We start from the raw sequence: 15,455 nt of genomic DNA, 5'->3' as shown, positions 1-15,455 counted from the left end.
TTTAATTCATAATTCAGAATTCAAAATTCATAATTATGATTACCGTTGTTTCTATGAGATTTGAAACAAGCAACTCGTCAACTTGTCAACTCGTTTACTCGTCAACTCGTTAACTTGTTCACTCGAAATCAACAGGTGTCACCTCTGTATTATCTGCTGCGGATGATGTCTCTCCCTTGATATCCTCATCAGTATTTGGGAGGTCTTCACGACTATCATCCTCAACCTGTGATTCCATCTCAGAACTCATCACCTTACATACAGATGCGATAACATCATTCTTTTTAGCGAGGTTTATTAGGCGCACACCTTGTGTTGCTCGACCCATTACACGGCATTCGGCAACCGACATACGAATAACAATACCGCTCTTGTTGATAATCATCAAGTCGTTATCATCAGTAACGTTCTTGATAGCAACAAGTTTACCAGTCTTATCCGTGATATTCAGCGTCTTAACACCCTTACCGCCACGATTAGTCAATCGATAGTCCTCTACCTGTGAGCGCTTTCCGTAGCCCTCCTCAGATACTACCATAACCGTCTCGTTAACAGGGTCATTAACAACAATCATACCAACAACTTCGTCTTGCCCGTCTTCGTCCAGACGCATACCACGTACACCTGTAGACACACGGCCCATAGTACGGATATTTGACTCATCGAAGCGACAAGCACGACCATTGCGGTCAGCGATGATAAGTTCGTTATGGCCATTTGTAAGACGAACGTCTACAACCTCATCTCCCTCATTGATGTTAATAGCAATCACACCATTGGTACGAGGACGTGAGTAAGCACGGAGTGAAGTCTTCTTAACGATACCCTGCTTTGTAGCAAATACTACATAGTGAGAATCGAGGAAGTCGTCATCATCCAAGCCCTGAATACGCAAGAATGCGTTAACAGAATCGCCCGGCTCAAGTGAGAGCATATTCTGGATAGCACGTCCCTTTGAGTTCTTATCACCCTCTGGGATGTCATAACACTTCATCCAGTAGCAGCGTCCCTTACGAGTAAAGAACAGCATTGTCTGGTGCATTGTTGCTGGATAGATATATTCGGTGAAGTCCTTCTCACGTGTGCGAGCACCCTTAGAACCTACTCCACCACGAGCCTGCTCCTTGAAGTCTGCAAGCGGAGTGCGCTTAATATAACCAAGGTGACTAATAGTAATAACAACAGGGTCATTAGGATAGAAGTCCTCAGCATTAAACTCATGCTCATCAGGGATAATCTCTGTACGACGGTCATCGCCATACTTCTCCTTAACCTCCTGCAACTCTTCCTTCATCACTTCCTTACAACGCTCAGGGTTATTAAGAATCTCCTGCAAGTCCTTGATGGTTTGCATCAATTCCTCAAACTCCTGATGCAACTGGTCAAGACGCAGACCTGTAAGCTGTGACAAACGCATATCAACGATAGCTCTTGATTGAAGCTCATCGAAGTCAAAACGTTTCTCAAGGTTTCTTTGTGCCTCTGAAGGTGTCTTGCTGGCACGAATAATACGGACAACCTCATCAATATTATCACAAGCCTTAATCAGTGCTTCTAAGATATGTGCGCGTTCCTGTGCCTTCTTCAAGTCGAATTGTGCACGGCGGATGGTTACATCATGACGATGCTCTACGAAGTACTTAATGCACTCACGAAGGCTCAACAGACGTGGACGACCCGCTACCAATGCGATACAGTTTACAGAGAAAGAACTCTGCAATGCTGTCATCTTGAAAAGCTTATTCAGAATGACGTTTGCATTGGCATCACGCTTCACATCAACAACGATACGCATACCTTGACGGCCCGTCTCGTCATTAACGTTAGAGATACCCTCCAACTTTCCTTCCTTCACGAGGTCAGCAATATATTCAATAAGTTGCTGCTTATTAACTCCGTAAGGAATCTCTGTCACAACAATCTTATCGTGGTTCTCATCGCTCTCAATCTCAGCCTTAGCACGCATTACGACACGGCCACGACCAGTCTCATAGGCATCCTTAACACCTTGAAGACCATAAATATATGCACCTGTTGGGAAGTCTGGAGCTGGGATAAATTCCATTAATCCATCGGTAGAAATCTCTGGATTGTCAATATAAGCACAGCAACCATCAATAACTTCTCCAAGGTTATGCGTAGGGATATTAGTTGCCATACCCACAGCAATACCATTACCACCATTTACAAGCAAGTTAGGAATCTTTGTAGGCATTACAGCAGGCTCACGCAGCGTATCGTCGAAGTTGTTGACCATGTCAACCGTATCCTTCTCGATATCGTCCATAACGTGCTCACCCATCTTTGAGAGGCGGCACTCAGTATAACGCATCGCAGCAGCAGAATCACCATCGACAGAACCAAAGTTACCCTGTCCATCAACCAACTTGTAGCGCATATTCCAGTCCTGTCCCATACGCACAAGCGCACCGTAAACAGAAGAGTCACCATGTGGGTGATACTTACCAAGTACCTCACCGACAACGCGGGCACACTTCTTGTAAGGCTGGTTGCTAAAGTTACCGATACCACGCATACCGAAGAGGATACGGCGGTGAACAGGCTTAAAACCGTCACGAACATCAGGGAGGGCACGTGCCACAATCACCGACATTGAGTAGTCGATGTAGGAGCTTTTCATCTCCTCCTCGATGTTGATCTTCATAATTCTGTCCTGATCAATTGTCTGATTTTCGTCCATTATATATTTTTTCTGTTATAAATTTCTATCACTTTAACGAGCTCATCCCCATAAGGCTAAAATTGCTCACAATAGCCTTTATTTCCTTTCTGAGCCGTTTTCGTACTTTTTCAAGGTGTAAAGATACGAATATTTTTTGATACCACAAAGGGCTTATAACGAAAAAATGTTATCAAGACCTATTATTTTGAAGCGTTTATTTCTTTTTAGGATTTACATTAAATCGCCATGACAAGGATAATATTACACTATTATTCCATGTTTTCAGCATCTGCAGGATAGGTAATCGTCTATCAATGACCATGCAATCTGATGGCATCAAGTAAACTTTTGCACTTCCGTTTCTCATAAGATAGTCTGGTGTAAATGGTCGGTGATATAGATTGCTCAATTTGATTACAAAGATAAATAATATCTTTCTGAAAACAATAAAATGGGCATAAAAAAAATACATACTAATGCAACTTGCGCCATAAAACTCTGTCAATGACTCACTTACCTCTGTGTAATATTTCGTTCAACGATTCTGCCCTTCCAATAGATTGCAATAACAATCATAACAATCACAACAATCACAATTCATATTAAGGATTTTCCGTTTTATTGATACTACTGAAAGACATTATATATTATTATTTATTAATAAGGTATTATATTATATGGACTCTCCTTTTCGTTGTATTGAAATTCCTTATTATGATTTTGTGATTTGTGACTTGTGTGATTACCTTTGCCCCCTTTTGTATTTGTAAAGATACAAAATATAATCAAAAATACAAAATTCAAAGCGTATAAAAAATGTTATTTACAAGTTAACTTTCTGTAATTATGATGATTACAAACAATTGATAAATGATAACAGCCTGACACTTTACAGGATAATTGCCCCTTTGCAAACTAAATAACACAAAAATACACTGCCCCAAAAATTACAAATTACAAATTACAAATTACATTAAGGTTGGTCGGGGTATATCTGGTCAGGTGCTGGGATGATAAAGTTTTATTATAATATATAATATATTATATATTATAATAAAGTTAATAATATTATTAATTATCATATTTAGTATTTTAAAACTATCAGTTTATAAGCCCTATACAAGTAAAGAAACTCCTGATGGTCCTTAATGTAATTTGTAATTTGTAATTTTGTAATCGAGGGAGAGAATCTCCAAGATGCTCTACTATCAAGAAACAACTTGCTCAATAATAAAACAAAATATGTTTACGATTTGGATTAAAAATATTTTAAGCTTATCTTTTCACCTGACAAAGCATATCTAAACATATTACGGATGTGGCTTTTAGTAAGCTTAGAAAGGGCTTATACGCATAAAGAAAACTAATGATAGCAATAGTGTGCTCAGTGTTGGTGAACGATTGCTTACAATAAACATAACACGCTTGTGTACAATAGATTACAATGAATAAAACACTTTTTAACACGCTCTTTTCTTGCAATCTTCAAAATAAATAGTTACCTTTGTATGGTCAAAATGAAAGACCGCGGAAGAAATGAAAAACAACACAAACCGTCGTCAGCTGTGAAGCTAAAAAGACACGTCGTCAGCTGTGAAGCTTGTAAACATAAATCAGCTATGAAGCTCTAAGACGTACATATCTGCCCACACCGTCACGTCTGCTATCACAGAGCTGCCCTCACGCTGAAAACGAAGAACATTAGTCGCAGGCTTCACATGCTGCAGCTGGTAGCCATGCGCCCGAAGACCAGACGCCAATGTATGATAATATCCCTTGTCCCAAAAGACGATTTGCAACGCTCCTCCCCTATCGTCAATGACAGCAAGGCTTGAATTATCCTTCTTTGCAAAGAGCCTGTAGAAAGGTTGTTTTGATTGGTCGAAGTCAGCATTAGGACCGACGTGCCACCCCCACAACTGACGTGTGTCATCAGCTACTAACTCTGTCGGAATTCGTCTGAGTCCATACTTACTGAAAAGATAAGGTGCAACCGCCCGCTTCCCTTTCTGCACCTGATATTGCAATAATTCAAGCACAGGCAATGGAAGTAAAGGAAGATTCCCCTGCGCAGGTGTGCACAGAGGAATCAGTAGGAAGATAAGTTGAAAGATTATTCGCTTCATGACAGTCCTTCCAACTCGTTTAGCCAGTTGGTTGACATTGCATCAGAAGGCATTCTCCAGTCGCCACGTGGCGAAAGGCTCACGCTGCCCACCTTTGGTCCGTCTGGCAAGCATGAACGTTTGAATTGCTGAGAGAAGAACCTACGGAAGAAGATGCGCATCCAATGAAGAATGACGCTGTCGGGGTAAACACCACGAAAGGCATTCTGCGCCATCCAATAGATTTTTGAAGGGCGGAAACCGCAGCGAAGAACATAATAGAGGAAGAAATCGTGAAGCTCGTAAGGACCAACAAGGTCTTCTGTCTTCTGTGCAATTTCTCCCTTATCATCAGCAGGTTTTAGCTCTGGTGAGATTGGAGTTTCCACGATGTCTATCAATGTCTTACGTACATTTTCATCCTTAGTTGTGTCAGCAGCATAACGCACAAGATATTGCGTCAGCGTCTTTGGCACACTCGCATTTACGGCATACATACTCATATGGTCGCCATTATAGGTACACCATCCCAAGGCAAGTTCGCTAAGGTCGCCCGTACCAATGACAAGTCCGTTCATCTGATTACTCAAATCCATCAAAATCTGCGTACGCTCACGCGCTTGTGCGTTCTCATAAGTAGAATCGTGTACCTCTGGGTCATGACCAATATCCTTAAAATGCTGTAAAACAGAGGCTTTAATATCAATCTCACGAATCGTGATACCAAGACGCTCCATGAGTGCCATAGCATTCTTATAGGTTCGGCCTGTTGTTCCGAACCCTGGCATGGTAACGCCTACAATTCCCTTACGATCAAGTCCAAGCTTATCAAAGGTCTTGACAACGACAAGGAGGGCAAGGGTGGAATCAAGTCCACCGCTAATACCAATAATTGCAGATTTGCAATTAGTATGTACCAACCTCTTCGCCAATCCACTCACCTGAATATTATAGATTTCATCGCAAGCATCCTGCATATTCTCTGTCTTAGGAATAAAAGGATGCTGGTCGAACTCGCGTGTCAGCGTAAACTCACGCATAGGCTTGAGCGGTGGCAAGCAATCTACGTGCAAGGCGAGTTCATCAATCTGACCAGTAACACCAGCTAATCCTGACGCAACAGGACGCTGCGCGTTGACAAAGGTACTATTGGTACGACGTTCGCTACGTAAATTTTCAATATCAATTTCAGATATAACTAACTGTGGGTCAATCTGAAAACGCTCTGACTGCTTAACAAGTGAGCCATTCTCAAAAATCAATGCATTTCCGCCAAAGACAACATCCTGCGTACTCTCACCAAAGCCACTACTACTATAAACGTATCCGCTGATAGTTCGTGCGCTTTGCTGGGCAAGCAGTGACTTCAAGTAAGTGTGCTTTCCGATGAGTTCGTCGCTGGTAGAAAGATTGAAGATAATCTCCGCACCTGCCAAGGCAAGATGATTGCTCGGTGGTGTTGGTGCCCATACATCCTCACAGATTTCTATGGCAAAGGTAGCCCCCTCAGATGTGCGGAAAATCTGCAACTCTGGTGTCACTCGAATATTATTCCCTGCAAAGCGAATGTGCTGTGGACGCAAGTCTTGTGAAGATGCAAACCATCGTTTCTCATAGAACTCGCTGTAGTTAGGTAGGAAGGTCTTTGCTACGATGCCTAAGAGTTTTCCTTGTTGAATGACCAATGCGCAATTAAGGAGCAATGCTCCCACAGCTACAGGCGCACCGACAATGACGGTGATATCTAATTGGCGAGTAAATTCGAGCAGCTCGATGACAGCCTGCTCAGTATCGTCAAGAAGAAGTTGCTGCTGGAAAAGGTCCTGACAAGTGTAACCCGTTATTGAAAGCTCTGGGAAAACGATAATCTCTACGCCCTGACCTTCAGCAATAGCAATCTGCTTTTCTGTTTCTATAAGGTTGAACTTTGTATCTGCAACCTTCACTGCAGGAATAGCTGCAGCCACCTTTATAAGTCCGTGTTTCATATTGAATGAAAAAATTATTTAATTGTTACCTGAGTAGCTCCGTAGCCGTATTCACGGAAAGAAGCATCTTGGTAAGAATAATGTTTGTATTTATAATTAAGTTCATGAATGATTGCATGGCGCAATACGCCTTCGCCCTTCCCATGAATGAAAATGAGTTTCTTGCCACGATGCGCCTTATATTGTTCGAGCGTACGACGGAAGACATCTAATTGATATTCAAGAATATCTGCCGCTGTCATACCCGCTGTTGTCTCGAGCAATTCGTCAGCATGAAGGTCTATGATAATTTTGTCATCGCTAAGAATCTGTTTAGCTGGCTTCTTACGCTCAAACTTATAACGCTTGGAGAGTTCCTCCGTCTTCTTATCAATCTCTTCTTCTGACAGACGGCTTGGTGACGCATAACCCACCTTCAACTTATCTGTGGCTTCGTCCTCACCTTTCCTTGTTAAAGGTTCAAACATCGGGTGCTGAGCAGGCTTATCCTTCTCAATCAACGTATATATCAATGCTGGCTGCTCGAAGAAAACACTTTCGTGGAAAGTATTGAGCTTATAGAACTTCACGGCATCAATCTTTACCTGAAGATCACAAGTAGGCTTGAGTGCGAAAGGCTTATCCTTCTTATAACTGTGAAGTTGAACACATCCCTGCAACATATCGTTGAGGTCGGCAAGCGTGAAGTCCTCAATCAGCAACTTCATATTTGGTTCCAATTCGCCAACAGCCTTCAATACCCACTTATCTTCCTGCTTTAAAGAGTAGGAGAAATGAACATAATAATTTGAATCATTGACAAGATAAGACTTGAAGTGCGTAGTCGTGAGGTTCTTTATATCGGTAGGTGTGAAAGCAAGATAAATAGACAACTCATCACCACCAACACGTTCTCTCACTGGAGCTTCAAAATTAACAGAAGGGTCGTCATGCGGTTCTATGTCTGCATCAACATCACGCCAATTATCCCCTACTTCCTCTTCTTCAGCACCTGTAGCGGTCAGACGTTGCTTGATACTGCGAGTATCCTCGCCTTTCTCCATCTTACGTTGCTGCTGGTCGATACGCAGCTTTGCACGGTCAGTAGCGGCATCTTCAACAACAACAACCTCACTGGCTACTGTTGGAATCTGAAAACCATCTTCGTCTTCAACCAAAACAATTTTACCTTTGAAACCTGCAATGACTCCACCACCAGTAGAGCTTAAAAATCTAACTTTATCACCTATTTTCATCTTTTTTCTTCTTAATGTTTATAAAGAATACAACCAATATCTTATCAATTAGCTGCATTTCCTCCCCCTTTTAAATACCAAGTCTACTTATAATAAATAAGTTTTATAAATCCTCACGCTAAGGGAAAAATACTATGGTATCAATAATGAAGAATCACCATAACTAAGGAAACGGAAGTCATGGCTGAGGGCATAATCATAAACCTTACGCCAATCGCCCTTTAAGAAAGCACTCACTAAGAGCAACAACGTTGATTGTGGTTGATGAAAATTAGTTACGAGTGCCTTAACAATCTTGTAGGTATAACCTGGAGCAATGATAATCTGGGTACTTGAATGTAACACATTTAATCCGTCTTTATCCAAATAGGCAAGCAAATGACGAATTGAATCCTCCGCAGTTATCACCTTACCATTCACTACTACAAATCCTTCTTCATTATGTGGTAAGTCATATGGTTCCCATTGATTGACATGAAGGTCTTTCTCTGCCGTTTCTGGAGACAACACCAACTTAACACCCATATAATAAAGGCTTTCCAGTGTTCTAACACTTGTTGTTCCTACAGCAACAGCGTGACATTTATGCTTTAGAAGTTTCTCTAAGGTCTGACGACGAACAACAACAAACTCTGTGTGCATATTATGCCCCTCAATCTCCTGACTCTTCACTGGTTTGAAAGTTCCGGCTCCCACATGAAGTGTAAGTTCCTCACGATCAACACCATGTTCATCCAAGGCTTTCAGCACTTTATCGGTAAAGTGAAGTCCAGCTGTAGGCGCTGCCACTGAGCCTTTAATCTTTGAATATACGGTTTGATAAGTTTCCTTATCACTTTCCTCTGTCGCACGGTTAAGATACGGAGGAATAGGTAATTCACCTACGGCTTCAAGAATCTCAGCAAATGATATGTTTGTATTATCCCACTCAAATTGAATCCAGTGATTAGTTCCACCAGCTTGCTCTTGAACCTTACTGCGGTCCATTGTCGCTGTGAGTGTCAGCTTCTGCCCTTTGATTTCAAATGCACGCTTTAATGCGCCTTCCTTCCACTTCTTAAGGTTGCCAACCATACAAAGCCATGCACACTCATGATTTGTTTGAAACATCAATTCATAATCTGTTGGCTGTGCTGGTTCCATAAGAAACACCTCTATGAGTGCTCCCGTCTCCTTGCGGAAGTGCATACGTGCTTGAATGACTTTCGTATTATTGAAAACCATCAACGCACCCTTAGGCAAATATTCAGGAAGATTATAAAAAATGTCCTCCGATACATCACCATGCTTATAAAGCAATAACTTACTATGGTCGCGCTCTGTCAACGGAAACTTGGCGATGCGCTCATCAGGGAGTGGATAGTTGTAATCAGAAATGCTAATATGTTTTGTATCTTCAGACATAATATGGTTTTTATATTAATAATAAAGCACGAAATACCGCATAGATAAATGTTAATACAAGTATCGTTAACACAAGGTCTATATCAGCAAAGCTATAGCCTGTGCGGGTGTACCGTGTGGAAATATAATGAAGTTTATCACTGAATCGAATGTAAATGCGAAGATATAAAAAATAAATGAGAATGGCAATTGTAGTCCCAAAAATTGCACCAACAAATATATCTGAAGGATAATGTACGCCTAAATATGGACGAGTTAATGATACGATTATAGCCCACAAGAACATGAAACAAGAAAAAATCTTATCACGCACTAATAAACAAAAGAATACAGCTATTAGAAAAGCATTTGCCGTATGGGAAGAGAAAAAGCTATATCCGCTTGCATAATAACCATTTGCTGATTGAACGATTCCTTGTAATTCTGGACTATTTAAAGGGCGTGGGCGTGCAATAAGGGGTTTTACAATGCCAAGATTCACACCATCAACAATCAATAATCCTATTCCTATGGTACCGACAATAAGCATTATCTTCCACCAATTTTCATTATTTTTTATAACTAAATAAAGTAAAGCCCCATACAACAATATCCACGTATAGGCAGAAGTCAAAGTCACGACTAGGTTGTCTAGAAACAAATTATTGCTTCCATTCAGAGTAAGTAGTACGCACTTATCAATTGTATGTAAGGCTTCAAAACTCATACAAAATTAATGACTAATAAACTGATATATAAAACTTATTAAATTGCTTCAATACAAGAGGTTTGTACCCAACCTTGTCGTCCATCATTAAGTTGAACACCTGTCCATTTACTCAAACCTTGATCAGTAATCTTTACTTTAGATCCTTCATGAAGAATGAATATCTCTTTAGACTTTTGATCAGGTGTTTCTCTTACTACAGCTGATGGTAACATTATGATACCATGATTACTTGCATCTAATAAACATACTTGTTGGATGGCAAAAAATGTGGTAAGAATAAATAGGACAAAAAATAAAGGGAGTGTTCCTCTTGACAATTTCTGTAGAAGTTCTTTCTCTACAAAAATATATACCACTAAAGATACTAAAGCCAGAAATAGAGAAATAAGACTCAAATAAGCCCAACAATCTACACTCAAAAGATTTACAAGTGCCTTATACCAAGTAACGAAAAACATTTCTGATTCTGGCGTTAACTTATCAATTGTTTTTGATTGAGCCAACTGAAGATTAAAACGAATGTCATCATCACTAGGAGACAAACGTTGAGCACGTTCGTAAGCAAGAACTGCATGAGGTATATTATCGAGACGATAATAACAATTCCCTAAATTATAGTATAAAGCCGCAGACTCGCCTTGTTCCAATAACTTTTCATATCCCTTTACAGCTTGTGCATAGTTTCCCTTTTGATATAATTTGTCAACATCTGACTTAGTTTGAGAGAAGACATGGATTGGGAGAGCTAATAAAACTATCATCAAGAAGGAAAGAATATTATTATTCTTAGACTTCTGAACCTTTACTTTTTTAATCGTTTCTTCCATCTCTGAAATGGCTTCCATTGCTACATCAAATGTCTTTTGCATATTCCCTTTCTCATTTCCTGGTGCATAACGCTCATACTCACATTCATCTATAGCCGTAATGAACTTGTCTATAACCTCCATAGGAACATTAATAGCCGTTAATTGCTCACTAATATTATCACGTGACAATTGTTCTACTGGGAGATTTAATTTATCACTAACATAGCCCCAAAGTGCTTGTAAGATTTCATCATAAAACTCTATATTTCTCCCTTTCATCTTTAATAGATTAGCTGAATGCAAACGAGAAGTAGCTATCCTACTTGCATTTTTTCCTCGCTTGAGAACCATATCAACACGATGAGCGAAACGGTCCTTATATCTATAAGCTAAAATAGATCCACTAACAAGTAGTAACAAAAGAATAATATAATATGGAATAGAACCAAAGAAGAAATGACCTACCTTATCCAATGCACTATCCCCAACCTTCAAAGGTAAAATATCTTCATTAGGTAAATCTACTGATAAAATATCTTTAGAACTACCATCACCTCGCATAACCTTCAATTCCATCGGAGAAGTCTGAAGGGTAACATACTTATGCTGAACCAAGTCATAATAAACAAATTTAACTGGAGGAATGGAAACTACTCCTTCTTGTTGAGGAACAATAACTTGGTCATAAATTATATTTCCTTCAACTCCATTCTCCGTTAATTGTGTCTTGTCGGTAATCTTCACATCGTATTTTTCAAACCCCTTAGGTATCTGAATAATAGGTTGTTTTATTAACTTCAGATTTCCTGCTCCACTAACTACAACACGAATAGAAACAGGATCACCAGCTTTTACTTCTTTCTTATTTAATTGTCCTGAAAGGTTAAAATGACCAACACCTCCAGAGAAATCAGAAGGGGGAGTTGGTAATGGTAAAACTTTTATCGACAAGCCAGATGCAAGAATATCTTTCTTTATATTCGTGATACCATCATCGATACCAAAGGCTTCAAATGGATTAAAATTATTACTCTCTTGAACTAAACCATGAAAAGTCAAAGCAGGTACTTTTAAAGTTCCTGTCATCTGTGGATACATGACATACTTACTCCATGTAACACAGTTATAAACTCGATTACCTACACGCTCTTTATGGAAAGTCTTTTGTTGTGGCAAATTAACTTCTTGGACGTGGAAACCCGTTAAATCAGGCATTTTACCAATTAACTGACGCAGATTCTTTGTTGTATAAACTTTATAAGTTAAAAGGACAGGTTCTTGTTCGTAAACTGTTGTTTTATTTGCAGAAACCTTAATGAATAAATCTTTAGAGCTAATATGTGAGGAGGAAGAACGTGGATCATCTTGAACGTCATTGTAACTTCCTTTTGAGGAAGCATAAGCTCCCTTTGCATTACCAGATGCATTAATTCTTACAGGCGTAGATGCAATCTCTTGACCATTAACAACAATCTTCGCTGGTCCTATCCCGAGGTTACCCTTTTTTGTAGCCACAAAGACATACGCAAACGTGACTGTAGAGGAACTACTAGCATGACCATTAATAAACTGATAATTAGATTGAGAAGATGTTGCAGGTCCATATACTTTCTCAAGTCCATTAGATAATCTACCTAACTGAAATCTACGAACATCCTGAGTATATACTGTATATTCAACTTGGAACTCCTCTCCCACTGATACATGCTTAGGAGCTACGACACGAACATATTGTGCCTTCATTCCAAGCGTACATAAAAGTATGAAAAGTAAAAATATATATCGTTTCATATTTCTAATAGTTACCAATTTTTATCAAGTTTTTTATCCGAAGGTTGTTGCATTGCCTTTGCCAGCCTCTTTTGAGTTTCTTTTTCCTGTTGCATAGCCGCATTCAATAATTGTTCAGCATTACTCTTGCTCATATCATTATTATTGTTTTGAGGCTTTTGCTGAGAATTATCCTTCTTCTTCTGTTTATTATCTTTGTTCGATTGATTCTTATTTTGTTTGTTTTTATTCTGATTATTTTTAGAGCCACCAGAGTTCTTCTTATTATTCTGTTTCTTCTGCTGACGTTGACATAACTCGAAGTTATAACGTGCATTATTATGAGAAGGGTTATCACGCATTGCCTTCTTATAATAATCAATAGCCTTACTATAATTTTTCTCTCCTTGATAAATAGTACCAAGATTATTGTAGCTACTAGCCTGACGAATAGGATCTGTTTCTAATTTAGCCGCTTTCTCGTAAATCTTTTTTGCTTCTGCATTCTTATGTTGCGCCTGTAAACATCTAGCTAAATTATAATTGCCAATAGCATTATTAGGTTCCTTATCGATAGCCTTACGATAAAAGACCTCAGCTTGTGCATAGTTCTTTGAGGAAAAGTTCTTATTTCCTTTCCTAATTAACTGATTACTCGTTTGAGCATTAAGCGTAACAAACGATATCATCAAAAGACATACTATAAAATAAAGCCGCTTAAACATATACTTATTTAATACTTTCTCTTTCTTTCTAGAATAAAGACATCAATGATGAGTGATAAGACGGCAAGTAGTGCAAACGCCTGGAATTGCTCATCATAATCACTATATACAACATTATTTATCTCTCCCTTTTGAAGTTTTCCAAGTTCTCTCTCCAGAAGGGCATCAGCAACACTACTATTATCTACGTGTATATATACTCCGTGCCCTGCATCTGCTATTTTCTTACACATTTCTTCATTGAGATGTGTCTTAACAATATTACCATTGGCATCTCTCAAGTCCTCACCATTAGGCATTGGAATAGTAGTTCCTTGTGTAGAACCTATACCAAGTATAAACACCTTAATACCCTTTTCTTGCGCTTGTTTTGCCATAGCTTCTGCACCTCCCTCATTATCTTCACCATCTGTAATGACGACAATCGCTTTACCTGTTTGAGTATTAGGTGTAAAACTGTGCATAGCTAAGTTAATCGCTTTACCAATGTCTGTTCCTTGTGTTCCGATTAATGAAGGATTTATATTATCCAAGAACATCTTTGCCGAAACATAATCACTCGTTATTGGTAGTTGAACAAAAGCGTCACCCGCAAAGACAATTAAACCTAGTTTGTTCTTCGTAAACTTATTCATGAGTCCCTCAACCATAAGTTTACTCTTATCTAAACGTGAAGGTACAACATCTGTAGCCAACATAGAGTTACTAATATCAAGCGCCATAATAACTTCGATGCCCTCTCTACTTGTATTATTTGCAATCTTATTACCAATCTGTGGACGAGCTACTATCAATATAAGCAATGTCAATATTAGTTCTGCCAAAACAAACTTTATCAACTTCCTTCTTGGACTTGCCATAGGAGATAATTGATGCATTAACTTTAGCGAACCAAATCGTTTAAGTCTACGTTTACTTTGGCGAAGAGAATATAGATAAATCATTGCTAATAGAGGTATCAGCAATAACAACCATAAATATGTAGGATTATCAAATCTAAACATTCTTCATTTATCACATTAAATAAGTTATTCACCTTATTATATATAGGCAAATCACTTATGGTAATCTTCTAAAAACCGTCAGACGTAATAGTAAATCTAAACAGAAGAGGAACAATGCCAGCCATGCAAAGGGCATATAAGCCTCATGCAAATGACTATAAGCTTTTACTCTCAATTTCGTCTTCTCTAATTTATCAATATCTTGATAAATCTTGGAAAGTTCAGCTTGGCTTTGCGCTCTATAAAACTCCCCATTTGTTGATACAGCTATATTTTGTAATGTCTTATAGTCTATTGCTCCTAAATCTCCCTCTGACTCCTTACCCAAACCTATAGTATAGATTCTTATACCATACTTCTTAGCTATAGACGCAGCTGTCATTGGAGAGATAGAACCGACATTATTACTACCATCAGTCAACAGAATTATAACCTTACTCTTTGCTTTCGAGTCTTTTAGTCGACTAACCGAATTAGCAAGTCCCATACCAATAGCTGTTCCATCCTGTATTAATCCTTTCACTACTAAATCTGTACGTACATTATGAAGAAGATTTAATAAAGCGGCATGGTCGACTGTCATTGGACATTGTGTGAAAGCCTCTCCTGCAAATATCGTCAGACCGATGTTATCATTAGGGCGTCCACTAATAAAATCTGAAGCCACTTCTTTTGCCACTTCTATACGATTAGGGAACACATCTTCTGTCAACATACTTGCTGAAATATCCATCGTCAACATGATATCAATTCCTTCAGCATCCTTATTATCCCAGGAGTTATACGTTTGTGGACGTGCTAACACAATGACCACCAAAGTATAAACTAGACAACGCAGAAACATTGGAAGATGGATCATCCGAATCCTCCAACTCTTTGAGATATGTTGATAAGCGAATGTATCGCTCATCTTTATGGTTGATTCCTTACCTTTACCACAAAGAAAATACCATAATAAATAAGGTATTAACAAGATAAGTAAAAGAAGGTATCCACTATTGGCAAATTCCATTTCTACTTCAA

Annotated in this window: 10 protein-coding genes; all 10 read right to left on the bottom strand. The window is 39.0% G+C overall.

Features of this window, described 5'->3' with window-relative positions:
• Positions 1–118 precede the first annotated feature (118 nt).
• On the bottom strand, positions 119–2,701 hold the full coding sequence (gene gyrA, locus HMPREF9969_RS01820) for a DNA gyrase subunit A (protein WP_009434111.1): 2,583 nt from the start codon (positions 2,699–2,701) through the stop codon (positions 119–121).
• 1,595 nt (positions 2,702–4,296) lie between these two features.
• Positions 4,297–4,809, bottom strand: a complete 513-nt coding sequence (locus HMPREF9969_RS01815; protein WP_009434126.1) for a hypothetical protein — start codon at positions 4,807–4,809, stop codon at positions 4,297–4,299.
• A complete protein-coding gene (locus HMPREF9969_RS01810) occupies positions 4,806–6,776 on the bottom strand; it encodes an NAD(+) synthase (RefSeq protein WP_009434204.1) in 1,971 nt (656 codons plus the stop codon). The genes HMPREF9969_RS01815 and HMPREF9969_RS01810 overlap by 4 nt, the downstream gene beginning before the upstream one ends.
• Positions 6,777–6,790: 14 nt before the next feature.
• Positions 6,791–8,011: a DUF2027 domain-containing protein gene (locus tag HMPREF9969_RS01805; protein ID WP_009434092.1), complete on the bottom strand. Its 1,221-nt coding sequence runs from the start codon at positions 8,009–8,011 to the stop codon at positions 6,791–6,793.
• Positions 8,012–8,143: 132 nt separating this feature from the next.
• Complete coding sequence (locus tag HMPREF9969_RS01800; protein ID WP_009434214.1) at positions 8,144–9,415, bottom strand: S-adenosylmethionine:tRNA ribosyltransferase-isomerase; 1,272 nt, start codon at positions 9,413–9,415, stop codon at positions 8,144–8,146.
• Between the two features lie 10 nt (positions 9,416–9,425).
• Positions 9,426–10,121, bottom strand: coding sequence for a phosphatase PAP2 family protein (locus tag HMPREF9969_RS01795; RefSeq protein ID WP_009434205.1), 696 nt, complete (start codon positions 10,119–10,121; stop codon positions 9,426–9,428).
• Positions 10,122–10,159: 38 nt separating this feature from the next.
• On the bottom strand, positions 10,160–12,724 hold the full coding sequence (locus HMPREF9969_RS01790) for a BatD family protein (protein ID WP_036894614.1): 2,565 nt from the start codon (positions 12,722–12,724) through the stop codon (positions 10,160–10,162).
• Positions 12,725–12,735: 11 nt separating this feature from the next.
• Positions 12,736–13,428, bottom strand: a complete 693-nt coding sequence (locus tag HMPREF9969_RS01785; protein WP_009434213.1) for a tetratricopeptide repeat protein — start codon at positions 13,426–13,428, stop codon at positions 12,736–12,738.
• 8 nt (positions 13,429–13,436) lie between these two features.
• Complete coding sequence (locus tag HMPREF9969_RS01780; protein ID WP_009434153.1) at positions 13,437–14,432, bottom strand: VWA domain-containing protein; 996 nt, start codon at positions 14,430–14,432, stop codon at positions 13,437–13,439.
• A 55-nt stretch (positions 14,433–14,487) separates the two neighbouring features.
• Positions 14,488–15,444, bottom strand: coding sequence for a vWA domain-containing protein (locus HMPREF9969_RS01775; RefSeq protein ID WP_009434037.1), 957 nt, complete (start codon positions 15,442–15,444; stop codon positions 14,488–14,490).
• Positions 15,445–15,455: the final 11 nt, after the last annotated feature.

The organism is Prevotella sp. oral taxon 306 str. F0472 (assembly GCF_000257925.1).
In the GTDB taxonomy this organism is placed as follows: Bacteria; Bacteroidota; Bacteroidia; order Bacteroidales; family Bacteroidaceae; genus Prevotella; species Prevotella vespertina.
The sequence above is the reverse complement of the archived record's forward strand: the minus strand, read 5'-3'. Positions and strand labels throughout refer to the sequence as shown.